This is a genomic window from Rhodococcus sp. O3, assembly GCF_048897285.1.
In the GTDB taxonomy this organism is placed as follows: Bacteria; Actinomycetota; Actinomycetes; order Mycobacteriales; family Mycobacteriaceae; genus Rhodococcus.
This window is the reverse complement of sequence record NZ_JBMBTE010000011.1, coordinates 34,960-60,790: the sequence shown is the minus strand read 5'-3', so window position 1 is coordinate 60,790 and position 25,831 is coordinate 34,960. Positions and strand designations below refer to the sequence as shown.

21 protein-coding genes are annotated in these 25,831 nt (G+C 68.5%); 2 read left to right on the top strand and 19 right to left on the bottom strand.

Features of this window, described 5'->3' with window-relative positions; all coding sequences use genetic code 11:
* Positions 1 to 40 precede the first annotated feature (40 nt).
* The 5 genes from ACN675_RS05895 to ACN675_RS05875 form a co-directional block, all read right to left on the bottom strand.
* Entirely contained in the window at positions 41 to 865 is an 825-nt protein-coding gene (locus tag ACN675_RS05895; RefSeq protein WP_420749973.1) for a DUF5602 domain-containing protein, read from the bottom strand.
* 52 nt (positions 866 to 917) lie between these two features.
* Complete coding sequence (locus ACN675_RS05890) at positions 918 to 2,303, bottom strand: FAD-binding oxidoreductase (protein ID WP_420749972.1); 1,386 nt, start codon at positions 2,301 to 2,303, stop codon at positions 918 to 920.
* Between the two features lie 112 nt (positions 2,304 to 2,415).
* Positions 2,416 to 5,835 carry a BTAD domain-containing putative transcriptional regulator gene (locus ACN675_RS05885; protein WP_420749971.1) on the bottom strand — a complete coding sequence of 1,140 codons (3,420 nt, stop codon included), beginning with the start codon at positions 5,833 to 5,835 and terminating at the stop codon, positions 2,416 to 2,418.
* 73 nt (positions 5,836 to 5,908) lie between these two features.
* A complete protein-coding gene (locus tag ACN675_RS05880; protein WP_420749970.1) occupies positions 5,909 to 7,345 on the bottom strand; it encodes an MFS transporter in 1,437 nt (478 codons plus the stop codon).
* A gap of 177 nt (positions 7,346 to 7,522) precedes the next feature.
* Positions 7,523 to 8,434: a hypothetical protein gene (locus tag ACN675_RS05875; RefSeq protein ID WP_420749969.1), complete on the bottom strand. Its 912-nt coding sequence runs from the start codon at positions 8,432 to 8,434 to the stop codon at positions 7,523 to 7,525.
* A 143-nt stretch (positions 8,435 to 8,577) separates the two neighbouring features.
* Here ACN675_RS05875 and ACN675_RS05870 point away from each other — a divergent pair, with 143 nt between their 5' ends.
* Positions 8,578 to 9,849, top strand: coding sequence for an amidohydrolase family protein (locus tag ACN675_RS05870; RefSeq protein WP_420749968.1), 1,272 nt, complete (start codon positions 8,578 to 8,580; stop codon positions 9,847 to 9,849).
* 63 nt (positions 9,850 to 9,912) lie between these two features.
* Here ACN675_RS05870 and ACN675_RS05865 read toward each other — a convergent pair whose 3' ends face one another.
* The 7 genes from ACN675_RS05865 to ACN675_RS05835 all read right to left on the bottom strand — a co-directional run bounded on the left by ACN675_RS05865 (position 9,913) and on the right by ACN675_RS05835 (position 17,186).
* Complete coding sequence (locus ACN675_RS05865; RefSeq protein ID WP_420749967.1) at positions 9,913 to 10,641, bottom strand: maleylpyruvate isomerase family mycothiol-dependent enzyme; 729 nt, start codon at positions 10,639 to 10,641, stop codon at positions 9,913 to 9,915.
* Positions 10,642 to 10,673: 32 nt separating this feature from the next.
* Positions 10,674 to 12,422, bottom strand: a complete 1,749-nt coding sequence (locus tag ACN675_RS05860; RefSeq protein ID WP_420749966.1) for a cholesterol oxidase substrate-binding domain-containing protein — start codon at positions 12,420 to 12,422, stop codon at positions 10,674 to 10,676.
* A gap of 90 nt (positions 12,423 to 12,512) precedes the next feature.
* Positions 12,513 to 13,322, bottom strand: coding sequence for a metal-dependent hydrolase (locus ACN675_RS05855; protein ID WP_420749965.1), 810 nt, complete (start codon positions 13,320 to 13,322; stop codon positions 12,513 to 12,515).
* 130 nt (positions 13,323 to 13,452) lie between these two features.
* Positions 13,453 to 13,926 (bottom strand): Dps family protein, encoded by a 474-nt coding sequence (locus ACN675_RS05850; protein ID WP_420749964.1) that lies wholly within the window; start codon positions 13,924 to 13,926, stop codon positions 13,453 to 13,455.
* A 198-nt stretch (positions 13,927 to 14,124) separates the two neighbouring features.
* On the bottom strand, positions 14,125 to 15,585 hold the full coding sequence (locus ACN675_RS05845; protein ID WP_420749963.1) for a catalase: 1,461 nt from the start codon (positions 15,583 to 15,585) through the stop codon (positions 14,125 to 14,127).
* A gap of 75 nt (positions 15,586 to 15,660) precedes the next feature.
* The gene (locus tag ACN675_RS05840) at positions 15,661 to 16,086 is read right to left on the bottom strand and encodes a Fur family transcriptional regulator (protein WP_420749962.1); all 426 of its coding nucleotides are present in this window, start codon (positions 16,084 to 16,086) and stop codon (positions 15,661 to 15,663) included.
* Between the two features lie 356 nt (positions 16,087 to 16,442).
* Positions 16,443 to 17,186 carry a methyltransferase domain-containing protein gene (locus ACN675_RS05835; RefSeq protein ID WP_420749961.1) on the bottom strand — a complete coding sequence of 248 codons (744 nt, stop codon included), beginning with the start codon at positions 17,184 to 17,186 and terminating at the stop codon, positions 16,443 to 16,445.
* Positions 17,187 to 17,537: 351 nt separating this feature from the next.
* On the opposite strand from ACN675_RS05835, the gene ACN675_RS05830 reads away from it, so the two are divergent.
* Positions 17,538 to 18,335, top strand: coding sequence for a DUF5602 domain-containing protein (locus tag ACN675_RS05830; RefSeq protein WP_420749960.1), 798 nt, complete (start codon positions 17,538 to 17,540; stop codon positions 18,333 to 18,335).
* A gap of 73 nt (positions 18,336 to 18,408) precedes the next feature.
* Here the strand turns inward: ACN675_RS05830 and ACN675_RS05825 are convergent, their stop codons facing one another.
* The 7 genes from ACN675_RS05825 to ACN675_RS05795 form a co-directional block, all read right to left on the bottom strand.
* Entirely contained in the window at positions 18,409 to 19,026 is a 618-nt protein-coding gene (locus tag ACN675_RS05825) for a hypothetical protein (RefSeq protein WP_420749959.1), read from the bottom strand.
* The gene (locus ACN675_RS05820) at positions 19,019 to 20,734 is read right to left on the bottom strand and encodes an FAD-dependent oxidoreductase (RefSeq protein WP_420749958.1); all 1,716 of its coding nucleotides are present in this window, start codon (positions 20,732 to 20,734) and stop codon (positions 19,019 to 19,021) included. The genes ACN675_RS05825 and ACN675_RS05820 overlap by 8 nt, the downstream gene beginning before the upstream one ends.
* Positions 20,731 to 22,236 (bottom strand): flavin-containing monooxygenase, encoded by a 1,506-nt coding sequence (locus tag ACN675_RS05815; RefSeq protein ID WP_420749957.1) that lies wholly within the window; start codon positions 22,234 to 22,236, stop codon positions 20,731 to 20,733. The genes ACN675_RS05820 and ACN675_RS05815 overlap by 4 nt, the downstream gene beginning before the upstream one ends.
* Positions 22,233 to 22,808 (bottom strand): TetR/AcrR family transcriptional regulator, encoded by a 576-nt coding sequence (locus tag ACN675_RS05810; RefSeq protein ID WP_197256917.1) that lies wholly within the window; start codon positions 22,806 to 22,808, stop codon positions 22,233 to 22,235. Before ACN675_RS05810 ends, ACN675_RS05815 begins: the two co-directional genes overlap by 4 nt.
* A gap of 75 nt (positions 22,809 to 22,883) precedes the next feature.
* On the bottom strand, positions 22,884 to 23,318 hold the full coding sequence (locus tag ACN675_RS05805) for a GNAT family N-acetyltransferase (protein WP_420749956.1): 435 nt from the start codon (positions 23,316 to 23,318) through the stop codon (positions 22,884 to 22,886).
* A gap of 100 nt (positions 23,319 to 23,418) precedes the next feature.
* Positions 23,419 to 24,450: an aspartate-semialdehyde dehydrogenase gene (locus ACN675_RS05800; protein WP_420749955.1), complete on the bottom strand. Its 1,032-nt coding sequence runs from the start codon at positions 24,448 to 24,450 to the stop codon at positions 23,419 to 23,421.
* Positions 24,451 to 24,452: 2 nt separating this feature from the next.
* Complete coding sequence (locus ACN675_RS05795; protein ID WP_420749954.1) at positions 24,453 to 25,718, bottom strand: aspartate kinase; 1,266 nt, start codon at positions 25,716 to 25,718, stop codon at positions 24,453 to 24,455.
* Between the last annotated feature and the right edge of the window lie 113 nt (positions 25,719 to 25,831).

Genomic DNA, 25,831 nt, shown 5'->3' with positions numbered 1-25,831 from the left:
CCCGGGCGACCCCTCCTCGCCCGGGTAGCGCCGGTCAGGGCTACGACGCGTCGCGCAGCGTCAGGCCCGACAGTGCGATGACGTACTCCCCTGCCTCCTCGTCGAAGTCGACGGTGTAGACGGTCGGGAAGTACCCGGTCCTCTGGTAGGCGGCGGGCTGACTCACCTCTTCGCGAATCTGCGGTTTGGTGGCGAGCCAGTCGCGGGTCATCATCGGTTCGATGAACGTGAACTCGCCATCCCACGTGCCGAAGAGCAGCACCTCGGTGAAGTCGAAGGATCCGGGTATCGCTCCGTCGGCGGCGTTCGTCCAGTGCATGCCCATGAACGGCACGGTGTTCTCCGCCGCGGGCCCCGGAGGCGGACCGTACCCGGCCGGAACATACTGCGGTTCGGGGAGAGTGGCGGCCCGGGTCGCGAAGTCGGGGGCGGCAGGGTCGACGTCGCTCTCGGTGTCCGTCATGTAGAAGTGCATGTCGAAATGTGGCTTACCGAAGAGGACCTCGGGCTCGTGGCCGTTCGGGTTCCAGTCGAGCATGACGTGGTCGAAACCGGTCTCGGGAGCACCGGCCGGCAGGTCCAGCATCAGCATCGTCATCGCGGCGTCCGGTCCCTCCGGCAGCCCGGTGAGAGCGGACTCGGAGATCCGGATGCCGATCTCCTGAGGCGTTCCCGCGTCGTCGACCGTGATGTACGTCCTGGACTTGCCCTCCCCGAGGGATTGTTCCGCCCCGTAGAGGGTGGCTTCGTGACTGTGCGCCCGCGCGCCCTGCGCGACCGGGGTGGACGAGTCACCGCAACCCGCGACCGCGAGTACGGCGAGAGCGGTGAGTCCGAGTCCGGTGGCGGTCCGAACCGTGTGCATGGGTGTGCCTTTCGAGGTGATGGTGTTCGTGGAGTCGAGTCGGTACCGGCGGTCACCGATCACGGCGCACGACCTGTCCGACGCGCAGCACACCGTTGCTGTCGTGTTCGTCGGCGAGCGCGCTGAGCCAGTGAACGGTGTCGTCGTCGTAGGCGCGGGCGATGGTGGCCGGGTCGGCACTGGCCGCGAAATTGGGAAGATGCCGGCCGGTGGTCCACGGCGCCAGCGCCCGGTCGATGGTGCGGGCGTGCCCGACCACGTTCTCCGCGGTCGCCGGCACCAGCACACCCGCGACCATCACCGCGAACTTCGCGTCGCGGTGGCTGAAGGCACTGCGGTGCCGCGGTTCCCGGGCCAGCGCGCCGCCGAGCTGCCGGACTTCGAAGACGGTCTGCGGCGAGTGCGATCCCGGTCCCGCGACCGACAGCAGGGCGTCGATCGCCTCGTGCGTGAGTTCGTTTGTCAGCGCGCTGTATTCGTGGGTCGGCATCGGGTCGACGGGATCGGCGTGCACCGCGGCGATCGCGGCGAACGGCAAGGTTCCGATGCCGTCGAGGATCGGGGTCGCGACCGTGCGCAGGCGGCCGAGGAGTGCTTCGGCTTCCGCCGGGTCCGCGAGGCTGGCGAAGCGGACCGCGAAGGTCGGGCGGCCCGCGAGCGGCGCGGGCACCTGCGGTAGCGGGGGCAGCTGCAGGAACGCGATCGACGTCGTGCTGTGCTCGGGCAGCTCGGCGCACCAGTCCAGCCACGCGTGGGCGACCGCGGCCGCCTCGGATCCGTCGAAATAGAGTGCGCCACCGTAGAAGTGGGTGACCGGCAGGAGTTCGATCTCGACGGCGGTGACGATCCCGAGGGTCGCCTTGCCGCCGCGGAGCCCCCAGAACAGTTCCGCGTGGTCGTCGGGGGTCACGTGCAGCGCCTCGCCGTTACCGGTGACGATGTCGAAGGCGCGCACGTAGTCGGACGACAATCCGTAGGTGCGCACCAGCGGCCCGATGCCGCCTCCGGTGAGGAAGCCGACGACTCCGACGGTCGTGGAGGATCCTGCCAGCGGCGCGAGGCCGTGCGGTGTCGCGGCGTCGATGACGTCCTGCCACACGAGCCCGGCCCCGAGCCGTGCGATGCGGGCATCCGGATCGATCGCGCATTCGGTCAGCCGGCCGGTGTGAACCAGCAGGACGTCGTCGCCCAGCGGGACCGCGCCGTGGCCGGTGCGCTGGACGGCGACCTTCAATCCGTGGTCCGCCGCGTATCGCACGGTCGCCGCGACATCGTCAGCGCTGTCCACCTCGACCACCGCGTGCGGCCGGACCGGCACCGCGACGTTCCACGGTGTCGCCAGCTCGTAGCGGGGCTCACCGGGCAACGCCACCGTGCCGGACACCGCCGCCCGGAGCGATTCGATCGATGCGGCCACCGCAGGTGTCGTGTCGGTCATCGGGTCTTCCTTCCATCCGTGTTGCGGGTGTGAAGGAAGGATGGAAGAGGTGCCTTGGCCGGTTCTTGGCTCGAACGGCCCGGTCCGTCCAAGCAACGGCCAAGGGCCCGCGTCAGTCCAGAATCGAGCGCGCGTAGTCGGCCAGTCCGAACATCCCGAGACGGGAGGCCTCGTCGGCGATCTGCTCGATCGCCCGATCCCGTTCCGGCGAGGCCGCCTGCAGTTGGGTGCGCAGCAACCGGCAGCGTAGCAACGTCGGGGGGCTCGATGTCCGGGTCGCGAGCTCCTCCGCCCGGTCGAGCAGCGCGTGGGCGGTTTCGACACGTCCGAGCAGCGCGTGCAGGCGCGCGGACGCTTCCGCCACGGAACCGATCACGCCGACCTGGCCCACCGTGGCGATGCAGTCGTGGAACGGCGCGAGCAGTTCGATGAAGGTCTCCGCGTGCTCGACGAGTTCGAGATCGGCGATCACCCGCGCGAGCAACGTGCGGTGCCCGAGCGTGGTCCACGTGAACGGCCCTTGCCCGGCGGACCACCGGGCGATCTCGGTCGTCACGGTCTGTCGGTCTCCCCGTGCCGCGGCGATGGCGATCCGCCACGAATCCGGTTCCACGAAACCGGGATCCGAGTCTGCGAGCATTCCGCGTTCCCATTCGAGGGTGTTCGCGGCGAGGTCGGGGCTGCCGGCGACGTACAGCTCGGTCTGCAGGTGGAACTGCCTGGCGGCCTCGTACTGCCGCCGGGTCTCGTCGAAGTCCCCGCGCCACGACGCCAATGTCGCTTCCATCCAACGCAGCTGGACTCGGACGACCGGAAGCCGCAACAGATCGCACCCGACGATCCCCTGGCGTACATGCGCGGCGGCGGCATCGACATCCCCCAGGTTCATGCGGGCCATGCTGGCTGCGGCATGAGCGATGACCGCGTCGAATCGGGATTGCCGGTGCCGCAGGGCGAACAGTTCTTCGATCAGCCGTACGGATTCGTCGCTGTGCGTCGCCACGCCGGAGTAGAGCAGGATCCGCCCCAACAGCGCGTCGGCGACGACATCGGGATCGCCTGTCTCGCGGGCGATCGTGAGAGCCCTCCTGCTGAGTTCGTCCGGAACCGACGAATCCGGGTGGTAACAGCTGCCGACCGCCAGTGCCGCGAGGACCCGGGAGTGGGCCGCCGGGTCGTCGGAGACGAAAGGTTCCAGGCCCGAAAGTCTTTCGAGGAGGGGCCCCGGATCCTTGCCGTAGGCCACCCACGGCCACGCGCCTGCGGAGCGCAGCAGCGCCGCGGCCAGTCGGCCTGCGGCCGAGGTTCGGCCCTCGCGGACCGCCGCGAGCAGACCGGCGTCGACGACGTCGAGCACCGTCTGGCCGCGGCCGGCCCGCGCGAGTGCTTCGACCCGGGCCACGAGCAGATCGTCACGGGCACCGGCCGATTGTTCGGACGCCGGCAGCAGGTCGAATGCCTTCACCGCCGCCTCCCACCACTGCGCCGCGGTCTCCGAGTTCCATCGCTCGGTCGCTTCCCGTGCCGCTTCCGTGCACGCATCGAGCACGGTACGTGGATCGGCCACAGGCAACGCGGCCATCAGATGCTGCGCTCGCCTGCTCGAGCGGTCGCTGTCGGACGAGTCCGCCAGCGCTTCGGCCACCTGGGCGTGGATGCGCTGGCGGCGCAGTTCCGGTATCTCTGCGAGCACTTCGTCACGGAGCAGACCGTGAGCGAACACGTATCCGCGAACTCCGGGGTCGGCGACGATGATCCGCTCGTCGGCTGCCTCGTCGAGATAGTCGGCGAGGGTGTCGAGATCCAGCCGGGTCGCGGCGGCCAGGATGTCGGTCTCGATGTTGTCACCGATCACTGCGGCGACCCGAAGCACCTGCAGCACAGCTGGTTCCACGGCCGTCAAGCGGCGGCCGAGGACCGACCGGACGGCCAGCGGGATCTCCCCGCCGAGTCGCTCGTCCCGCGGAAGTCGCGCGTACTCGGAGACGAACAGCGGATTGCCACCGGTGCGTTCGGCGAGCATCCGCGCCTCGGTCGCACCGAGTTCCTCGCCGGTCACGTGACGGGCCAGCGCCGCCACTTCCGACTCGGCAAGTGCCGGTACCACGATGTGCCGGTTGCCGTCGCGGCGCAGGACGGCGTCGACGAATTCGCGTACACCGGAACGCATCTCCGAATCACGCAGCGTGAGGACGAACCAGACCCGATGCCGGTGCAGCGCCCCGACCAGGTATCGCAGGCAGCGGAGGGACGTCGGGTCGGCCCACTGGATGTCGTCGACGACGACGGTCAGCGCGGCCTTCTCCGCGGCCACCGTCTCGATCGCGTTCGATACCCGTTCGTAGACGGCGAAACGCGCTTCGTCCGGTTCCACCCCGGTCGGCGGGATGAGTGCGGCGTCGGCGTCGACACCGAGTTCCCTCAGCATCCGCCGGATCGGCCACCACGCGGGCGCACCTTCGTCCTCGAGGCACCGCGCCCACACCGCGGTGCCGCCCGCCGCGACCGTGCGGGCGTCGCATTCCTCGGCCAGCCGGGTCTTTCCGATACCTGCCGGTCCGGTCAGCACCACCCAACGAGGTGCACCGGCCAGGACCTCGTCGAACATCCCGTCGATCACGTCGGTCTCCGTCTCGCGTCCGACGAACACACGTCCGGATTCGGCCTCTGCGACCGGGATCGTGACGGACGGCGGGGCCGGCGCCGGAACCGATTCGGCGCCCGTCCATTCCGGAGTCCTCGGCCAGGCCGCGAGTTCGGGTTCGTGTCTCAGGATCGCGCCCTGCAGTGCGGTCAGTTCGGCGCCCGGCCGCAAGCCCAGCTCGGCATCCAGGCGAGTGACATGAATACCGAACTGCTCCAACGCTTCCGGCGAGCGGCCAGCCCGGTGCAGAGCCAGCATCCGCAGCCAGCACGTCCGGTCCCGGAACGGGAACTCGTCGTACAACCGGGTCGCCTCGGCGAGGGCCGGGGCCAGCCGTCCCATCGCGAGCAGTGCCGTGACCAGGGTCTCCCGACACTCGGTGCGGACCTCATCGAAGCCGGCGGCGGCCACCTCCACCCACTCTTCGTCGCGCAGGTCCTCGAGGAGCGACCCCCGGACGGACGCGAGAGCACGAGCGGCCGTGTCCAGCGCGGATTCCCATTCGCCGTTCTCGGCGTGCCGGCGCGCCGCCTCCGCGTCGTCGAGGAACACGGACAGGTCCACGTCGTCGCGGGGGATGTCGAGGACGTATCCGGGTGGCTGGCGCACGATCGGCGATGCGGCACCCGATTCGGTGCGCAGCGCCCGGCGCAGGTTGGAGATGTACGCCTGGAGGCTCGAGACGGCGCTCGCGGGCGCGTCACCGGACCACAGCGCGTCGATGAGCCGATCGGTGGAGACGACCTTTCCGTGGCTCAGGAGCAGGACCGCGAGCACCGCTCGTTGCTTGCGCGGGCCGAGATCGACGAGATCCGTCCCGGATCCCGGGTCGTGTGGACTGCCCGGCTTCCGCGCGACCTCGAGTGGTCCGAGCAGTCGATAGATCATGCGGGCTCCTCGTACCGGCAGGTGTGGAACGGTAGAAGTGTAGGGACCTGATCCGGCCGACGCGCGGGGACGGTCAGGCGTTGACGCTCGCGGTCTCGCGGGGGTCCTCGGCCGGTGTACGGGTCGGACGCAGCATCACCACGCACACCAGCGCGCCGACTGCGGCGATCACGCCGGCGACCAGCAACGCGTGGTGCAGGCCGGTGACGAATTCGTGCGGCGATCCACCGGGCAGCAGCGACTGCGCGGGCAGCAGTGCGCCGAGACCCGCGACCCCGACCGCGATACCGGTCTGACGGAACGCGTCGTTGATCCCCGCCGCCAAACCGGAATGGTCCGATGTGCTCTCACCGAGAACCAGGCCACTCATCACGGGGTTGAACACCCCGGCCCCGACGCAGGCGAGGATCAGGCCGGGCAACATCGAGTACCTGGACCCGGTGACGTCGACGGTGGTCATCATGACCAGCCCGACGGCGACGAGGAGCAGCGAGACGCTCAGAGAGATGTACACGGGGATCCGCCGGTCCAGTTTCGCGGTGGCGCCGGCCACCACGAACATCGCCACGGTCGCGGGAATGTAGACGAGCCCGGCCTCGACCGGCGACAGATGCAGCACGTTCTGCAGATAGATCGTGGTGTAGACGAAGACCGCGAACAGCGACGCGGAGATCGCGAACGCCGCGATCTGAGCGCCGGCGAACGCCCGGTTCGCGAGCAGGTGCGGCGGCAGCATCGGTTCGCGGGTGCGGAGTTCGTGCAGCACGAACCAGACCAGCGCGACGGCGGCGACCGCACCGGCGGCGACGGTCATCGAGTCGAGCCAGCCGTGTTCGTTGCCGTGCAGCAACCCGAAGACGAGGGCCGCCAGGCCCGTGGAGACGAGGAGTTGTCCGGGCAGGTCGGCACCGCGGGGATGTGGGTCGCGCGACTCCGGTACCCACCGGACCGTGAGCGCGAGCGTGACGAGGCCGATCGGAATGTTGACCAGGAAGATGGCCCGCCAGTTCAGCAGTTCGGTCAGCAGGCCACCGACGAGTGGGCCGACCGCGAACGCCCCGCCGATGGTGGCACCGTAGGCGGCCAGCGCCGCCGCGCGCTGTGGGCCCTCGTCGAACACGTCCGCCAGCAGCGCGAGCGAGCACGCGAACAGGATCGCGCCACCGATACCCTGTGCGGCGCGGGCGATGTCGAGGATCCAGATGTCGGGAGCCAGCGCGCACAGCAGCGATGCCGTGGTGAACCACACGATGCCGATGAGGAACACGTGACGCCGGCCGCGGCGGTCCGCCCAGGATCCCGCGCTCAGGACCACCGTGGCCAATGCCAGCGTGTACGCGTCGATCACCCATTGGAGCGCGCTCACACCGCTGTCCAGGTCGACGGCGATGGACGGCAGCGCCGTGTTGACGACCGCGATGTCGAGCATGAGCATCGCGGTCGTCACGCACACCACCGCAAGGGTGGCTCGTCGGGTCGCGGGGCGGTTCGGGGTGGCCGGGGGAATCATCGGCCCGCCTTGGTTCGTCGAGGTTGAAGTCACCTCGCAGACGTTGCTCCCCCGCGCTTGGACCGGACCGGGTCGAACGCTTGGATGCGTGAAATTCGGTGTGCCCCTGCCGAGTGTGCACAAATGGTTGCGATACGCCGCGTGAAGCGACCATTTGTGCACACTCGAACCGCGCGCCTACGGGCGCTGCAGTGTCACCGTGATCAGCGCGAGTACCCGCTCGTCGTCCCCGGCGTCGACGAGACGGATGTCGATGACGCTGTGGTCGGGGGCGTCGCGCACCACGGTGCCGTACGAGCGCGCCGGACCGGACCGCACCTGGGACAGATAGCGGACGAGCATGTCGGTGGCGACGAGTCCCGGTCGCATCGCGTGGGCGGCAGCCTCGGCGAGCAGGGCCTGTGCGCCGCCCTGGATGGTGCCGATCTGGTTGATGACGAACACGCTCCGGTCGAGTTCGAGGATGCCGACCGCCGCGTCGACGACGCGCAGATCGAGGCGTTCGTAGATGTCGCCGTCGATTTCGCGCTCCGGGTGACCGCGTACCTTGCCCACCCACTGTTCGGGTGTGTAGAGGTCCGCGTGGGCCGCCGCGTGCCGTGGCAGCCGCGCGAAGGTGACGAGCCCGCGCGCCACGAGGGTCGGCCCTTCGGGTTCGTCTGCCGCGCCGGCGTCGATCTCGCGTGCGAAACCGGCGATGTCCTGGCGACCGTGACCGTCGTAGACGTCCGCCGAGACGACGACCGTCTTCTTGCCGGTGCGGACGAGGTTGGCGTCGACGAACAGCGGGCCGTCCTTCGGCGTGCTCACGGCGTGCAGGGACAGGTCCTGCGTCGCGGTCCAGTCGCCGGCCCCGGCGACGAGCGCAGGGTCGGAGGTCACGATGTCGACGGCGGTGACCAGGAATCCCAGAGCCGCCCCGCCGGCCGGGGAGCGCACCTTGTCGGTGAGGTTCGCGCGGATCACCGAGCGGCGCTCGTCGAGCAGGAGGGTGTTCAGTCCGAAGTCCCCGGTGAACGTGCGCGCCCCCGACAGGATGAGCTCGGACAGGTCCTCCGAGAAGTCGACGGAAATGGCGTTCTCTTTCATATCGGCATCATGACAGAGGTTCTGCCTGCCGTGTTGCCGCCCCTTCGCTGCGTCCCGAAATCTGGATTCTCAGTTCTGAAAGTAATATTCTCACAGGAAAGCGAGTGCCGCCGGACAGCTCTGTTCCGCACGAGAGGATTCCGATGAACATTGACGACATGGTGATGATCAGCATCGACGACCACGTGGTCGAACCACCTGACCTCTTCGAGAAGTACTTCCCCAAGAGCCTCAAGGACCAGGCACCGAAGCTGACCGCCAACCCGCGAAATCCCGATGTGCAGGCGTGGATGTTCCAGGGCGTCGTGGTCGGGAGCTCGGGTCTCAACGCGGTCGCGTCGTGGCCCAAGGAAGAGTGGGGCATGGACCCCACCGGCTACGCCGAGATGCGGCCCGGCATCTACGACATGAGCCTGCGCGTGCGCGACATGGACGCCAACGGCACCCTCGCTGCGACCCTGTTCGCCACGTTCCCCGGATTCGCCGGCACCCACCTGGCGAGCCTGCCGGACAAGAAGCTGTCGCTCGCCGCGTGCAGGGCGTTCAACGACTGGGTGGTCGGCGAGGTCCCGAGCACCTACCCCGGCCGCTTCATCCCGCTCGGAATCATCCCGTTCTTCGACGTCGACGAGTCGGTCAAGGAGATCGAGCGGCTCGACGCGATGGGTGTCCGTTCGATCAGCATTCCCGAGACCCCGTACGGCGTCGGCGAGGGTTATCCGCCGTTCAAGTCGGGCTACTGGGATCCGATCTTCAAGGCGTGCGCCGACCGCAACATCGTCCTGAGCCTGCACATCGGCGGCGGCATCAACCTCGTCAAGCGCGCCGAGGGCTTCGACCTCGACGACATGATGATTCTGACGCCGCTCATCTCGACGATCGCCGCGACCGACGTCATGCTCAGCGGTGCGCTCAAGAAGTTCCCCGACCTGAAGTTCGCGATGAGCGAGGGTGGTGTGGGCTGGGTTCCGCCGTGGCTCGACCGGCTCGAGCGGCACGTCACCAACCAGGAATGGACCGGGCGGACCTTCCTGCCCAAGGGCGTGACCCCGACCGACGCGTGGCGCAAGAACTTCCTGGCCTGCTACATCACCGAGCCGAGCGCGCTGAGCAACCGCGACCGTCTCGGCATCGACACGATCGCCTGGGAATGCGACTACCCGCACTCGGATTCGACGTGGCCGCGGTCACCCGAGATGCTGATGGAGGAGCTGAAGGCGTCGAACTGCACCGACGAGGAGATCAACAAGATCACGCACGAGAACGTCGCCCGCTTCTTCGGCTGGGATCCGTTCAAGCACATCCCGCGTGAAGAGGCCACCGTCGGCGCGCTGCGCGCCAAGGCGACCGACGTCGACACCAGCGAGACCTCCAAGCACGAGTACCGCCGCCGCTACGAGCTCGCAAACTCCTAGCGGAGTGGTGTGCCTTTCCGGCGGCCAGGGCCGCCGGAAAGGCACACCGGCGGCGAAGCCGCACTACACGGTCACGGCGCTGCGCCAGCGCTCGAGGATCGTACGGTCCCCGAACACCCCGAGCCCGGCGGAATCCACCCGGTTCCACAACAGAAGCAACAGATCCGACGCGGAACCACGCACCGCGACATCACCTTTCGCGTGCGCGTGTTCGACGGTCACGGCGTCGGCACCCAGCACGATCAACCACTCACCGGCGCCCTCGCCGAGATCCGGGTCGGTCGCGTGCAGGTGGATCGTCTCCCCACCGCGATGCAGTCTGCCGGTGCCGCGGTGCGGGATGCTCACCTCGAACAGCTCGTCGACACCGTCGACGGCCAGGGCGGTATCGATCGGCGTGGGCGCACCGGCCGCCAACTCGCCGTCGACACGGTGCAGCGCGGTTTCGACAGCCATGCGCCGGACCCAGAACGCGGAATGCCGTGGCCCGTCCCAGGTCTCGACCGTCTGCGCGGGGTCGACGGCGGCCTGCGCCGCGAGCAGCTCGTCGAGGCCGCGGCGCACCCAGTCCACGAGGCTCCCGGAGCCCGGCGGCCGCTCGATCTCGGCTGCGCCGCCCCCGGTTGTCAGCCACGCCGCGGCGCGTCGATGCACCCGGCCGACGTGCCCCACCAGCCGTTCGACGGTCCAGCCGGGGCAGGTCGGAACCGGCCGATCGAAGTGCCCGTCGGCGACGTGGAGCAGCCGGTCGGTGTCGGCGCGCAGCAACGCCGGGTAATCGGGACGAGTCATTGCCCGATCATGCCTCAGGGAACGAACTCGGCTCAGGGAAACAGCCGGTCGAGGAATTCGTTGCCGAAGACGCGGTGCGGGTCGTGCCGGTCGAAGACCTCGAGAGCACCGTCCCAGCCGGCCTTCGACGACAGTCCGGTGCGGTACATGGTCGGAATGGTCTCGCCGAGGAACTCCGCATTGCGGTAGCCGCCCTCGTCGTCGAACGCCCAGCCCTTGGACCATTCGGAACGGAAGGTCGCGTAGTCACCCGAGTAGTGGGCCGCCATCCACTGTTCCATCTCCCGGAAGAAGGCCGGCATCCCGGCTGTGCCCGGAAGCGAGACCACGTTCAGCCAGATCGCGGTGTCCCAGTCCGGCCGGTCGGGCCGCGGCCGCACCGGCGACAGGTTCGGGGCGCCCGCCGAGTCGACGAGAACCTCGGACTGGTCGTCGACGGTGCACAGCCGGACCTCGAACGGGCCGTTGACCGGGTACTGACCGAGCGAGGCGTAGTGGGTCATGCGTTCGTGCAGCCACGTGGTGAACTCGTTGATGACGCGCGCGATGTTCTCGCGACGGGTCACCACGACACCACCACCGGCGACGACCCGCAGCGTCGTGTGCCGCAGGTAGAACAAAAGGTCCTTCGACCAACCCCACAGATCGGTGGTTCCGGTCGCGACGAGTCCCGCCGAGACCGCCCCGAACTGGCCCGCCCCGAAGGCCGGGGTGGCGGACTGGAGACCGCTCGCGACCTGACCGAGCGGGGTGGTCACAGCCTCCGGGATCGAGTCGGAGAAGAAGTAGTTGTAGGGACCGGACACCTCACGGGATCCGGCCGGCTTCTCCGGGCTGACGGACCAGATCTTCAGCCACGGAGTTTCGGTGAACGGGAACCAGATCGCCTCGACGCGCCCGCTCTCCTCGACGAACCGCTCGAACGTGCGGCCGGGCGAGCCGGCCGGAGCGAACAGTTCCTGCCACGGCACGTCGGTGAAGCTCTGACAACGCAACCGGTAGTTCGCGCCGGCCTGCAGGGTCACCGACGTGACGAAGCTACGGCCGACGTGGGCGAGCAGCGCGGTGATGTCGGCGTCGGACCGCTGGAAGGTGCGCACTTCGTAGGCACCGGATGCGGAGTTCCACACGACGGCGTCGAGCGCGACCACGAGGTTCGACAGGGAGCCGAACGACTGTCCCGGGATCGCCTTCTCCCCCGCCGCCGGGTAGGTCGCGCCGTGGGCACCGATGGACAGGGCGCCGGCGATGGTGATGTCGCCGATGGCAGGGGAATTCGCCCAGCCGAGTCCCTCGTGCTCGAGGGCGGTCAGGATCGACTCGATGCTCGCCCCGGCACCGGCGGTGACGGTCGCGGGAGTGCCGGAGGGGTCGACGGTCACGGAGTTCAGGTGCGCCATCGTGTCGATGAGCACGATCTTCTCCACGCTGCCTCCGGGTACCACCGTCAGGGGGCTCCAGCTGTGCATGGTGCCCCGCGGACGGACGCGGTAGCCGTGGGCGTGCGCCCAGTTCGCGATGCGCGCGACGTCCTGGGGATCGCGGGCCGTCGCGGTCCACACGGCGTCGAACCGGATGGTCTTGGCCCAGTTCTCGAAGCGCTGTTGGGCGAGCGGGATGTCGGCCGGGAAGTCGGGCGGTGCCGGGATGGTCGCCCGCGGGTCGCCGAGGGGCACGGCACCGGCGGGGCTCCAGCCGAGCCCGGTCAGCGCGGCTGCTCCCGCGGCGGCGCCGAGGAATCCACGTCGGCTGAGGCTGATGGCCGGTGCGCTGTCGCTCACGTCGTCGAGCTCCGATCTGAGGTGGGGTAGAAGATCAGAGCCAAAATAGAACAAGTTCAGTTCCGATACCAGCGGCCCCGAAAATATCCCTCAGAACGCGAGCCCGGAAGCTTCCAGCGCCCCCTGGATGTATTCGGGCGCACCGTCGATCGACCAGATCGCGAATCCCACCGCCGCCATCGTCAGGCCGGGCCCGAGAATCCCCACCTCGAACGGACCACCGGCGCGGATCGCGACGGCCTTCGGCATCTTGAACTCCCACCAGCGCTCACCGCGCCACGGCAGGAACGGCGCAAGGAACGGGATGCCCTCCTTCGTGATGGCGTCACCGAGGCAGTGCGTCGCACAGCCCAGCGTCACCGCGACCCCGAGGCCGACGGAACCGACCTCCCCGGGAAACCACGTCCACGTCAGCACCGACAAGATGGCAGCGGTCGCGGTGACCGCGAGCCAGCCGTTCCGCTTCGCCCACCCCCCGAACAGTCCCCGCAGCGCCAGCCCGAGGGTGACGAACAGGACCGCGACGATCGCCTCGCGCCCGAACCGCGCGACGAGTGCGGACACCCCGACCCCGAGCAGTCCGGCGAACAGCGCGGTGTGGGTCAGGGTGCGGTGCCCGCCGCGGCGCTTGCGGTCCCGGCGCCCCTTGGTGAGGTTGTAGTAGCCGACCGAGACCCGGTCGATGCCGCCCGCGACGGCTTGGCTCACCGGACCGAACGACCGGGCGACCGTCGACTGCGCGGTGTCGAGATCGGGCAGCAGCGCCGCACCGGCACACACCCCCGCGAACGCGAACGTCTCGGCGGTGGACGTCGGCCCACCCCATTCCTGCGGCAGCACGTCGGCGACGAGCAACCCGACGAGCGCGCCGGAAACCGCGTGGGTGGGACCCATCACCATGACAGAGAACACCTTTCGAGAGCGCAGGCAGAAGAACCCGGACCGACGCCGAAGCATCGGTCCGGGTTCCAACCTAGCAATGACTCCCGACACATCCGTCACACAGTTGTTCGAACGGACGGGCGGTGGATCAGGCGAGCTGCGCCTGCCACATCCAGTGCAGCTGCTCGAGCCGAGCGGTCTGCCCGATCAGCAGGTCCTGCGTCACCGGATCGGCGTCCGCGGTGGCGTCGATCCGGTGACGCAGCCGCGAGACGACGGCGGCGATGTTGTCGACGATCGCCGCGACGACCTCCTCGCCCTTGGTCCAGTCGTTGCCGAATCCCTTCGTGCCCGATTCGCGCGCGACCGTGGCGGCGCGGCCGTCCGGGGCGACACCGATTGCGGTGAGTCGCTCGGCCGCCTGATCCGCGAAATCACGTGCGACTGCTACCAACTCGTCGAGTGCGAGGTGGATGCTGCGGAACTGGGGTCCGACGACCGTCCAGTGCGCCTGCTTGCCGATCAGGCTCAGGTCGACGAGGTCGACCAGGGCGGCCTGCAGGGCGGCCGCGGCGACGTCGCGGCGGGCCGGATCGAGTGTGCTGGTGATGGGGCTGTTCATTCTGCCGCTCCTTTCGAGGGCTTCGGGGATCGCCCGAAGCGGTGAGCACGTACGTGGTGGAAGTGGATATCGGTGCCGGCGGGGCGGATGATGGAGGCAACGCCCGCACCGCGAAGGAGGCCGACGATGGAATCCTTGATCGTCTTCGCTCTCGCCGTTCTCGTCTACTGGTGGGGTCTGCTCTGACGCTGCGCCCGGTCAGCCGCGGCCGGCGCGGACACCCTCCTCGACCTTCTTGCCGAGGTCGGTGTCGACACTCCGCCAGTAGTCGAAGATCCGCTCGTACAAGGACTCCGAGGTTCCGCCGAGGATGTGGCCGACGATGTTGTCGACCAGGCGCTCCCGCGCGGCGTCGTCGAGAACCTCGCGTACGAGCGTCCCCGCCTGCGCGAAGTCGTCGTCCTCGGCGTGCCTGACGTATCCGGCGCGGACCGCCTCGGTGCCGAACTCCCACAGGCCGTCGTCACCGGCCTGCTGCGGGTCGGCGTGCGGTCCACCGAAGCTGTTCGGTGCGTACACCGGCGTCGCCGGGTCGTTGAACGAGTACGCCATGTTCCCGTCCTGCGAGTACGAGCGCACCTCGTTGCGAGCCGCATTCACCGGCAGCTGTGCGTGGTTGGCGCCGATGCGGTAGCGGTGCGCATCCGCGTAGGAGAACACGCGGCCGAGCAGCATCTTGTCGGGCGAGAAGCCGATACCCGGCACGATGTTCGACGGTGCGAACGCGGCCTGCTCGATCTCTGCGAAGAAGTTGCGCGGGTTGCGGTTCAGCGTCCACTTGCCGACCTCGATCAGCGGGTAGTCCTTCTGCGACCACACCTTCGTCAGATCGAACGGGTTGAAGCGGTACCCCTCGGCCTCGGCGACCGGCATGACCTGCACCTTCAGCGTCCAGCTCGGGTACTCGCCGCGCTCGATCGCGTTGTAGAGATCGGCCCGGTGGTAGTCCGGATCGGTTCCGGCGAGGGTGTCCGCCTCGGCCTGGGTGAGGAATTCGATCCCCTGGTCGGTCTTGAAGTGGTACTTGACCCAGAAGCGCTCACCGGCGGCGTTGATCCACTGGTAGGTGTGCGAACCGAACCCGTCCATGTGCCGCCAGGTCTTCGGAATACCGCGGTCGCCCATCAGCCACGTCACCTGGTGTGCGGTTTCCGGCCGCAGTGTCCAGAAGTCCCACTGCATCGTGTGGTCGCGCAGACCCGAGCCGGGCAGGCGCTTCTGCGAGTGGATGAAGTCGGGGAACTTGATCGGATCCTTGATGAAGAAGACCGGCGTGTTGTTCCCGACCAGGTCGTAGTTGCCGTCCTCGGTGTAGAACTTGACCGCGAAGCCGCGCGGGTCGCGCCACGTGTCAGGGCTGCCCTGCTCGCCGGCGACGGTCGAAAAGCGCACGAGTGATTCCGTTTTCGCGCCCGGTTGGAACAGCTTGGCCTTGGTGTAGGTGCTGACATCGCCGGTGACGACGAGTTCACCGAACGCACCGCCACCCTTGGCGTGGACGACCCGCTCGGGCACCCGCTCCCGGTTGAAGTGCGCGAGCTTCTCGATGAGGTAGTGGTCGTGCAGGAGAATAGGGCCCTGGGTGCCGGCGGTCAGCGATTCGTCGTCGCTGCCGATCGGGTTTCCCACGTTGTTGGTGGTGAAGGGTGTGTTCGTCATCTTGACCTCCTGATGCGTTGTGCGCGGGGATCTTCGGTCCAGGGGGCGGGATTCCGCCTCGGTCGACGGATGGGCCTAGCGGCAGTCGGGGCACAGTCCCCAGAACGTGACCTCGGCCTCGTCGACGACGAATCCGCGGGCGTCCGAAGGCGTCAGACAGGGTGCCGCGCCGACCACGCAGTCGACGTCGACGACCGTGCCGCAGTTGCGGCACACGAGGTGGTGATGGTTGTCGCCGGTTCGGGCCTCGAACCGTGCAGGGGACCCGGCCGGCTCGATCCGGCGGAGCAATCCCGCACTCACACAGGCCTTCAGCACATCGTAGATCGCCTGGGTGGACACGGAACCGAGTTCGCCGCGCACGGCCGCGGCCACCTCGTCGGCATCGGAATGTGGATGTGCGGCAACCATTCCGAGTACCGCCACGCGCGGAGCGGTCACCCGGAGCCCCACGGAGCGCAATTGCTCCCTGGGGTCGAAGTTCTCGTCCGTTCGTTCCATGACTACGAGTATGCCCTTTTTCTGGAATTAGTCAAGAAAACGGGGACGTTGGTCCCGCACAACACCGTCCGAACGGCGCTTCGACCGAGTCTCGCGATACCTCCACGCAACGAGCCAGAGCGCCCCCACAACGCCGTAGCCCACTGCAGGCCATGGATCTCCGGTCAGGATGGACCACACGGCCAATCCGAACCACAGCACCGCCAGGACCACACCGGTGCGGCTTCCCGACCCAGACCCCGGAAACAGCTCACGCATCGAATCCCCTCACCGTTCAGCGCATCCGGCCCGCTCCCCCACGAAGCGACCTCCCCTCGTCGTCGAACACCTTGCCACGACCGCCGGCCCACAACCTCTCACGGGACCGCGCCTGCCGCTTCCGGGCCGCGCGGAGCGAGGGGGCGGCACACCAGCATGTGGTGGGCGCCCTTCTGGAAGCGGTAGTCCACCTCGGCGACGTCACCGGCGATGTCCCTTCCCCGAAGGTCGGTGAGCAGCTCGCCCAAGCGCGGATAGAGAACCGACGATCCCGAGGTCACGAGCGGAAAGATCCGCACCTCGCCGCGGGCCACCCGCACGAGTTCGGCTATGGCGTCGACGTGGAAGGTGTGGTCGAGGCGGTCGGAATAGCTGAACAGCAGGTGCGAGCTGAGCACCAGGTCGAAGCTGCCGTCCGCGAACGGCAGGGACGGCAAGCGCCCGGCGACGTAGCGCTGTGGGTGCCGGCGTATGTCGGCGGCGAACTTCCGGACCGCGTGCCGCCGGACGCGCCGGTGCTCGTCCGGGTCGGTGAAGAACGTCCAGTCGTACTCGTCGGCGTGAGCGCGGACGTATCGGTTGCCGCGGTCGGTCTCGGCGGCGGTGATGGCGGCCAGCTCTTCCGCCTCGTGCCCGAAATATGCCAGGTCGCATGCAGTTACATCACCGCCGCGGTCGTTCACCTCGCCGGTGAACCCGGCCGCACCTCCCGGGCAGTCCAGGATTCGGCGGGACAGGTCCTCGTCGGTGAGGCCGAACATCGCCCGGTACTCGTGCAGCGATCGGGAACTGATCAGCATCTCGCCGATACCGCGGGTCGGAACAGGATCGTCGTGGGTCATGGGTGGTTCCTCTCGAATCGAGACCACCTCACCGGACGTGTCGCTGCCGCCGCAGGGAGCGAGCGTGACCGGCCGCGGGAGAGGCGGCCGGAGAACACAGTCGACGGGCCGCTAGGAGTACGGCCACCAGAGCTGCGTCAAGGTCATCACCGCTCCATTACAGCACGGGAGGCGCTCGATCCGATCCAACGCCACGAGCACCGGCAAGATTGCCGAGCAGACGCTCGCCAGGGCCGGGACACGCTCGGAACACCCGACGATCACGAATCGATCTACCACGCCCGCACCCGTCGAACCCGCAGTTAGTATCCGAAACAACGGATACCCCGCGTCGGAAATCGAGGGCTGTACATGGATATTCGACCCTGTGCCCGTCTGTTCGCCGTGATCGCCGCCGCAGGGTGCCTCGGATTGTTCGTGACTCCCGCGACCGCGGCCGGTGGGGGCATTTCCGGCCTGGTCGAGGGTCCCGCGCGTCCCGTCGGTGCGGGCAACGCCCGCGCGTACGTCGCCCTCGACGACGACGGCACGCCGGCCACGATCGGGGTTCGGCTCGACGCGGCCGCGCTCGACGAACTGCCCGGCGGCGTGCTGCCGACCACCGACGAGTACGTGCTCGATCTGCCCGAACAGGCGAAGGCCACGCCGTTCGACCACGTCACCCTCGACTGGAATTCGCACGGCCACAACCCCGAGCACGGTTTCGACGTGCCGCACTTCGACGTGCATTTCTATCTGCTCGACAGGGCGACAGTGGCCACGATCGACCCGTTCGTCCCCGGCTACGTCCAGGCAGCCACCACCCTGCCGGACCCGAGATACGTGCCCGCGGGCTACGCACCGGGCGGGGATCCGCTGATGTCGACGGTCCCGCGCATGGGCCTGCACTGGGTCGACACCGCCGAATCGGGACACCACCTCACCGAGACGGTGTTGTACGGCACGTGGAACGGACGGCAGGCGTTCGTCGAACCGATGATGAGCCGCGACTGGCTCGCATCCCGGCCGCTGTTACACGAGCAGTTGCCGCAGCCCGACGCGTACCAGCGCACCGGCCTCTACCCCACCACGTACGCGGTGTGGTGGGACGAGGCGGACCAGACGTACACGATCGAGCTCGGCGGACTGACGATGCGCGAGGCGTCGTAAGGGTCCGCCGACGGGGAAGACAGCCGCGCGCGGTCGCCCGCGCGCGGCTGTCTCCTGCCTCCGCCGATCCGCGCTATCGACCCGGTCCCGTACTCATCCGGCCCCGTGTGATGACGATGCCGTGATGGGTTCCGGACCGCAGCCACCGGCCGAGCGTCGGACCTGCGGCCTGCACGCCCACCCGGGCGTACCGGAAGCGGCCGCGCAGCTTGGCCGTCGCCCGCAACAGTCCCCCGCCCTCGAGGGGCTGTGCGAACGTCAGTCCACCGGCGATGGGCAGCTCGGGGCCCTTGGGCGACGCCCTGGTCGTCACCTTCCACGACCCACCGGTCGCCGAGAACGTCCCGGTGACGTCGCCGGCGAACTCTGCCGGCACCTTCGGCAGATGCCAGTGCGTCCGGCCGCCGTGCACCGACGGCTCCGAGTCCACGGCGATGAACGGCACCGCCATCGACGGAATCACGCCCGGTCGCAGCACCGGGCTGGCCAGGATCTCCCGGTAGGGCCCGACCGGCGACTCGAGGTAGTCCACCATCATGGCGAGGGTGAACGGCAGCGTCGTCCCACCCGGCCCGAACTGCGCCGCGTCGGGGGTACTGCGGTGCCACCACAGGGTCGCGCGCACCGCCGCCGGCCAGGGCGGCGGGGGCGAGACGGGCCAGTCCTCCCGGTCCGTGCTGCTCTCAGGCACGCTCCACAGCATGTGCAGGTTCCTCTCGGCGGACGGTGGGCGTGGGCAGCAGCAGCGCGGCCGGAGCGTCGGCGGGCACTGTCGGCCGGACCGGCGCCACCGGCGCCACGGGGACGTAGCCCTCCCCGAGTGCGGGACGGGTGTCGGCTTCGCCCTTGTTGGGCCACAGAGCCATCGCGCGTTCGGCCTGCGCGGTGATGGTGAGCGAGGGATTCACACCCAGGTTCGCGCTGACCGCCGAGCCGTCGACGACGTGCAGCCCCGGATGCCCGTACGCGCGCAGGTAGGGGTCGACGACGCCGGTGTTCGGCGAGTCGCCGATGACGCAGCCACCGAGGAAGTGCGCGGTCATCGGAATGTTCACGAGGTCGGCGATCGAGCCGCCCGCATCACCGTCGAGCTTGTCCGCGACCCGCCGGATCGCCTCGTGTCCCACCGGTATCCACTCCGGCGGCGGCTCCCCGGGCCCGGGCTTGCTCGTCACACCGCGACCGAACGGGCTTCGGCGGCTCCGCAATTCGAGCGAGTTGTCGTCGGTCTGCATGACGAGCGCGATCACGGTGCGTTCGGACCAGTGCCGCACCGACAGGCTGCGCACGAACGCGCCCGGGTTGCGGGCGGCGACACCGAAGAACTTCACCAGTCGCGGTGCGCGGCCGCCCCCGTCGGTGAGCAGCGCCTGCAGCAGGCCGATGGCGTTGCTGCCCTTGCCGTATCGGACCGGTTCGATGTGCGTGTGGTCGTCCGGATGGAACGACGACGTGATCGCCACGCCGCGGGTGTAGTCGATCGTGGTGTCCTGTGCGGACGCGGCGAGCACCGCCTCCGAGTTGGTGCGCACGACCGTGCCGAGACGGGGCGACAGGTTCGGCAGCGCTCCGGTCTCCTGCATCGCCAGCAGCAACCGCGCGGTGCCGTATGTGCCGGCCGCGACGACGACCTGATCGGCGGTGAAGACCTTGCGGCGCTTACGGATCCGATTGGTGCTCTTCGTGTGGATCTCGTAGCCGCCACCCTCCCGCGGACGCACCTCGGTGACGGTCGTGAGCGGATGAACGGTCGCACCGGCCTTCTCGGCGAGGTACAGGTAGTTCTTGACGAGGGTGTTCTTGGCTCCGACCCGGCAGCCGGTCATGCACCCACCGCACTCGGTGCAGCCGGTTCGATCGGGCCCGGCACCGCCGAAGAACGGATCCGGCACGGTCTCGCCGGGCGTTCCGAAGAACACCCCGACCGGCGTGGTCGTGAAGGTCTCACCGACACCCATGTCCTCGGCGACCGAGCGCATCACCTCGTCGGCGGGAGTGGTCGACGGATTGGGGCGGACACCGAGCATCTTGGCGGCCTGGTCGTAGTACGGGCCGAGTTCGGCTTCCCAGTCGGTGATGTGGCCCCACTGGGGATCCCGGAAGAACGCCGACGGCGGCCGGTAGAGCGTGTTGGCGTAGTTGAGCGATCCCCCGCCGACCCCTGCGCCGGCCATCACCAGCACGTCGGGCAGCAGGTGGATGCGCTGGACGCCGTAGCAGCCGAGGGCCGGTGCCCACAGGTACTTGCGCAGCCGCCAGCTGGTCTTCGGCAGCTCGTCGTCGCCGAACCGCCGACCGGCCTCGAGGACACCGACGCGGTAGCCCTTCTCGGTCAACCGCAGTGCCGAGACACTGCCGCCGAAGCCCGAGCCGATCACGAGCACGTCGTAATGGGTCATGCGTCCACCTTTTCGGCGGCGGGTCGCGCCACGTAGTTCTCGGAGTCGAAACGTCGAGTCGCCTGCCGGAACTTCCACGTGAAGGTCGGCCACATCACGGAGTTGCGGCCCTTGCGGTCCAGGTACCAGCTCTGGCATCCGCCCGCGTTCCAGATCGTATCGGCGAGCATCGGATCCAGTCCGGAGTTGTACCGCCGCTGCGCACCGTCGGTCACCTCGACGGCGCTCAGCCGTCGGGTGCGCATCGTGCGGATCGCGTCGGCGATGTAGGTGGCCTGCGATTCGAGCATGTACACGATGGAACTGTGGCCGAGGTTGGTGTTCGGTCCGTACATGAGGAACAGGTTCGGGAATCCGTGCACCGCCGTGCCGAGGTGCGCGGAGGGGCTGCCGTTCCACGTCTCGGCGAGGGTGCGCCCGCTGGAGCCCCGAATATGCTGGGCCACAGGAGGTTCGGTCGGCGTGAAGCCGGTGCCGAAGATGATCGCGTCGACCTCGTACTCGTTGCCCTTGTCGTCGACGACGGCGTTCTCGGTGACCGCGGTGAGGCCGGAGGCGACCACGGTGACATTGGGCCGGGTGATCGCGGGGAACCAGTCGTTGGACAGCAGGATCCGCTTGCACATGATCCGGAAGTTCGGCTCGAGCTTCGCGCGCAGCTCCGGATCGGCAACCTGCCTCGCGAGGATCGACCGGGCCCGGCGTTCGAACAGCGGCACGATCCACTTGCGCGCGAACGGCTTGGTCATCCCGACCACGTAGGTTTCCTTCTGGCCGTAGACGGCCGCACGGACCGCCTTCTGCGCCGCCGGGAACCGGCGATAGAGCGCTTTGACCGGGGCCGCGATGGTGTGGTCGTGCTTGGGCATGACCCACGAGGCGGTCCGCTGGAAGAGCGTGAGATGAGCGACCTTGTCGACGATGGCGGGGACGAACTGGATCGCCGACGCTCCGGTACCGATCACGGCGACCCGCTTGCCGGTCAGGTCGTAGTCGTGGTTCCACTCGGCGGAGTGGAACATGGTGCCGCCGAACAGTTCCAGTCCCGGAACCTTCGGCAGGGTCGGGGTGGACAGGGCACCGGTGGCGGCGACGAGGACGTCGGCGGTCAGGTCACCTTTGGAGGTCGACACGAGCCAGCGCCCACGCGCGTCGTCCCACTGCGCATCGCGCAGTTCACAGTCGAACACGGTCCGATCGGTCACTCCGGTTTCACGTGCGACGCGGCGAAGGTAGGCGTAGATCTCGGCCTGGGTGCCGTGTGCCTTCGACCAATCCGGCTCGGGGGCGAAGGAGAACGAGTACAGCGCGCTGGGCACGTCGCACGCGGCGCCGGGGTAGTTGTTCACCCGCCAGGTTCCGCCGACGTCGTCCCCGCGTTCGATCACGACGACATCCGCCTTCGGATCCTCGCGCAACAGCGTTGCGGCCATTCCGATTCCGCCGAACCCGGCACCTACGACGAGGGTGTGCACGTGGTTGGGGAGCGTTGCCGAACTCATTTCATCACCAGCGCTTTCCAGACGGGGAGCAGCCGCTCCCGGAATTCACGATCGGATTCGGGGGTACGCATGAGGGAGGACACCGCGAAACCGCGGGCCAGTTCGATACTCAGGTCGATGGCGTCCGGACTGATCCGGTCGCCCATGATCTCGAGGCAGCCGACGTGCAGGGCGTCGGACACCTTCCGCTCCAAGGGGATCATCGCCTCGTGCAGAGCGGGGTCGGTGCGGGCGGCGACCCATAGTTCGAGTGCGGCGTCGAACAGCGGACCGACGAACGCGTCGAACAGCGTCTCGAGCGCGCGGTCCGGTTCGGGCCGTGCCTCGAGAATCTCCGCGAGCCGTTTGTCGACGAGGTGCGCGACGGCCGCGACGACGAGCGATTCCTTGGTCGGGAAGTGGTGCAACTGGGCGCCGCGGGATACGCCGGCGCGTTTGGCGATTCCCTGCGTGCTGGTGCCCGCGTATCCCAGTTCGACGAGGGAGTCGACGGCGGCGTCGAGCAACTTGGCTCTCGTCGCCGCGGTTCGCTGGGCCTGCGTGCGGGGCACACCGGCTGTGGTGTCGGTCACGAAACCGAGAGTAACGGTAAAACTACAAACAGTCCAGACTGTTTGTAACTTTATTTTTCGGGGCTCCGAGGACGGTCAGTCGGCCTCCCGGCGCATCGGCACATGGTCGATCCCGGCCTCGGGATAGTTCGGCCCGGTCCGGCGGAAACCCCAGCGGCCGTACCACTTCTCCAGATACGCCTGCGCCGAGATCTCCATCGGACGCGGGAAGTCGCCGATCACGGCATCGATCAGCCGCGCCGCGTGCCCGCGCCCGCGGAAGTGCTTCGCGGTGGCGACCCGCCCGATGTGGATCACCGGTCCCTCGTCGAGGACCCGCAGGGTCGCCACCACATCGCCGTCGACCTCGGTCCAGTACAGCGTGGTGGTCGGTGCGAGATCGAGACCGTCGAGCTCGGGTTCGCAGACGATCCCCTGCTCGTAGACGAACACCTCGAGGCGTAACCGGACTATCCGATAGAGGGTTGCCGGGTCGATGCGGTCGAGCGTCGCGGAGCGGATGGACGGCACGATGCCAGACTGGCACATTTCCGGCCCGGGGCAACGAAAAGAGCGAGTGGACCACCCCGAAGGGTGATCCACTCGCTCGAGTGCAGTTGGGAGTTTCCGCTCAGACGAGCAGCTCCGCGATCTGGATCGTGTTGAGCGCAGCACCCTTGCGCAGGTTGTCGCCCGAGACGAACAGGGCCAGGCCCCGTCCGTCCGGCACGCCCGGATCCTGCCGGATGCGGCCCACGAGCGACGGGTCGTTGCCCGCGGCGGCCAACGGCGTCGGCACGTCGACGAGCGACACACCGGGAGCGTTCGCCAGCAGTTCCTTCGCGCGCTCGACCGACAGCGGCCGCTCGAACTCGGCGTTGATCGACAGCGAGTGACCGGTCACGACCGGGACGCGCACGCACGTGCCCGACACGAGCAGATCCGGCAGGCCCAGGATCTTGCGCGACTCGTTGCGCAGCTTCTGGTCCTCGTCGGTCTCGCCCGAGCCGTCGTCGACGAGCGAACCGGCGAGCGGCAGCACGTTGAACGCGATCGGCGCGACGTACTTCTCCGGCGCCGGGAAGTCGACGGCGCTGCCGTCGTGGACGAGCTTGTCGGCGTCGGCGATCACCGCGCGCGCCTGGCCGAGGAGCTCCTCGACGCCGGCGATGCCGCTGCCGGACACGGCCTGGTAGCTCGAGACGATCAGGCGCTGCAGGCCCGCCTCGTCGTGCAGAACCTTCAGGACCGGCATCGCGGCCATCGTGGTGCAGTTCGGGTTGGCGATGATGCCCTTCGGCGGGTTCTTCGCCTGCTCGGGGTTGACCTCGCTGACGACGAGCGGGACCTCGGGGTCCTTGCGCCACGCCGACGAGTTGTCGACGACGGTCGCGCCGGCCGCCGCGAAGCGCGGGGCCTGCGCACGCGAGAGGGTCGCGCCCGCCGAGAACAACGCGATGTCGATGCCCTTCAGGTCCTCGTCGGACGTCGCCGCGGCGTCCTCGACGACGATCTCCTCACCGCGGAACGGCAGCTTCTTGCCCGCCGAGCGGGCCGAGGCGAAGAACCGCACCTTTTCGGCAGGAAAGTTGCGCTCCTCGAGGAGGGTGCGCATGACGATGCCGACCTGGCCGGTGGCACCTACAACAGCAATGGTGGTCATGATTACCGTCCCGTTCCGGCGTGGACGACGGCTTCTTCCTCGCCGCCGAGGTCGAATGCGGCGTGCAGGGCACGGACCGCATCGTCGAGGTCGGTGTCGTCGACCAGCACCGAGATGCGGATCTCCGACGTGGAGATGAGATCGATGTTGATGCCGGCCGCGGCGAGCGCCTCGCAGAACTTCGCGGTCACGCCCGGGTGGCTCTTCATCCCGGCCCCGACGAGCGACACCTTGCCGATGTGATCGTCGAACAGCACCTGGGTGAAGCCGATCTCGTCCTGCTGCTTGGTCAGCAGCTCGACGGCGCGCGGACCGTCGGCCATCGGCAGAGTGAAGGTGATGTCGGTCTTGCCGGTCTCGACCTTCGAGATGTTCTGCAACACCATGTCGATGTTGATCTCGGCGTCGGCCACGGCCCGGAAGACCTTCGCCGCGTAGCCGGGGGTGTCGGGCAGGCCGACGACGGTGACCTTGGCTTCGCCGCGATCGTGCGCGACGCCGGTGATCAGGGCCTCTTCCACGGGGATGTCCTCCATCGATCCGGACACGATCGTGCCGGGCTTGGTGGTGTACGACGAACGAACGTGCACGGGCACGTTGTAGCGGCGGGCGTACTCGACGCAACGCAGCATGAGCACCTTCGCACCGCACGCGGCGAGCTCGAGCATCTCCTCGAAGGAGACCTTGTCGAGCCGCTGCGCGTCCTTGACGATGCGCGGGTCGGCAGTGAACACACCGTCGACGTCGGTGTAGATCTCGCAGACGTCGGCGTCCAGCGCCGCCGCCAGCGCGACGGCGGTGGTGTCCGATCCGCCGCGACCGAGCGTGGTGATGTCCTTGCTGTCCTGGCTGACGCCCTGGAAGCCCGCGACCAGGACGATGCTGCCCTCGTCGAGCGCGGCCCGGACACGCCCCGGCGTGACGTCGATGATCTTGGCGTTGCCGTGGCTGCCGGTGGTGATCACGCCGGCCTGGGAGCCGGTGAACGAGCGAGCCTCGGCGCCGAGCGAGTGGATGGCCATCGCGACGAGAGCATTGGAGATGCGCTCACCGGAGGTGAGGAGCATGTCCATCTCGCGGGCCGGCGGCACCGGGCACACCTGCTGAGCGAGGTCCAGCAATTCGTCGGTGGTGTCGCCCATCGCAGAGACGACCACGACGACGTCGTTGCCCGCCTTCTTGGTCTCGACGATCCGTTCAGCGACGCGCCGGATCCGCTCGGCCGTCGCGACCGAGGATCCTCCGTACTTCTGGACGACGAGTGCCACGCTGGCGAACCTCCGGGTATTGGGTGCAAGTCCAGGAAGCGAGTCTACCGATGAGGCCCCGGACGAACCCGCTCGGGCCGTCCAGCGCCTCCGGCGCCCGTGTGTCCTTGTGG

Coding starts and splice junctions, on each gene's coding strand:
- ACN675_RS05840 (WP_420749962.1), bottom strand. CDS start 16,086: ATGGAACGAACGGACGAGAACTTCGACCCCAGGGAGCAATTGCGCTCC.
- ACN675_RS05890 (WP_420749972.1), bottom strand. CDS start 2,303: ATGACCGACACGACACCTGCGGTGGCCGCATCGATCGAATCGCTCCGG.
- ACN675_RS05855 (WP_420749965.1), bottom strand. CDS start 13,322: ATGGTGATGGGTCCCACCCACGCGGTTTCCGGCGCGCTCGTCGGGTTG.
- ACN675_RS05850 (WP_420749964.1), bottom strand. CDS start 13,926: ATGAACAGCCCCATCACCAGCACACTCGATCCGGCCCGCCGCGACGTC.
- ACN675_RS05830 (WP_420749960.1), top strand. CDS start 17,538: ATGGATATTCGACCCTGTGCCCGTCTGTTCGCCGTGATCGCCGCCGCA.
- ACN675_RS05815 (WP_420749957.1), bottom strand. CDS start 22,236: ATGAGTTCGGCAACGCTCCCCAACCACGTGCACACCCTCGTCGTAGGT.
- ACN675_RS05880 (WP_420749970.1), bottom strand. CDS start 7,345: ATGATTCCCCCGGCCACCCCGAACCGCCCCGCGACCCGACGAGCCACC.
- ACN675_RS05885 (WP_420749971.1), bottom strand. CDS start 5,835: ATGATCTATCGACTGCTCGGACCACTCGAGGTCGCGCGGAAGCCGGGC.
- ACN675_RS05875 (WP_420749969.1), bottom strand. CDS start 8,434: ATGAAAGAGAACGCCATTTCCGTCGACTTCTCGGAGGACCTGTCCGAG.
- ACN675_RS05870 (WP_420749968.1), top strand. CDS start 8,578: ATGAACATTGACGACATGGTGATGATCAGCATCGACGACCACGTGGTC.
- ACN675_RS05820 (WP_420749958.1), bottom strand. CDS start 20,734: ATGACCCATTACGACGTGCTCGTGATCGGCTCGGGCTTCGGCGGCAGT.
- ACN675_RS05835 (WP_420749961.1), bottom strand. CDS start 17,186: ATGACCCACGACGATCCTGTTCCGACCCGCGGTATCGGCGAGATGCTG.
- ACN675_RS05845 (WP_420749963.1), bottom strand. CDS start 15,585: ATGACGAACACACCCTTCACCACCAACAACGTGGGAAACCCGATCGGC.
- ACN675_RS05800 (WP_420749955.1), bottom strand. CDS start 24,450: ATGACCACCATTGCTGTTGTAGGTGCCACCGGCCAGGTCGGCATCGTC.
- ACN675_RS05895 (WP_420749973.1), bottom strand. CDS start 865: ATGCACACGGTTCGGACCGCCACCGGACTCGGACTCACCGCTCTCGCC.
- ACN675_RS05865 (WP_420749967.1), bottom strand. CDS start 10,641: ATGACTCGTCCCGATTACCCGGCGTTGCTGCGCGCCGACACCGACCGG.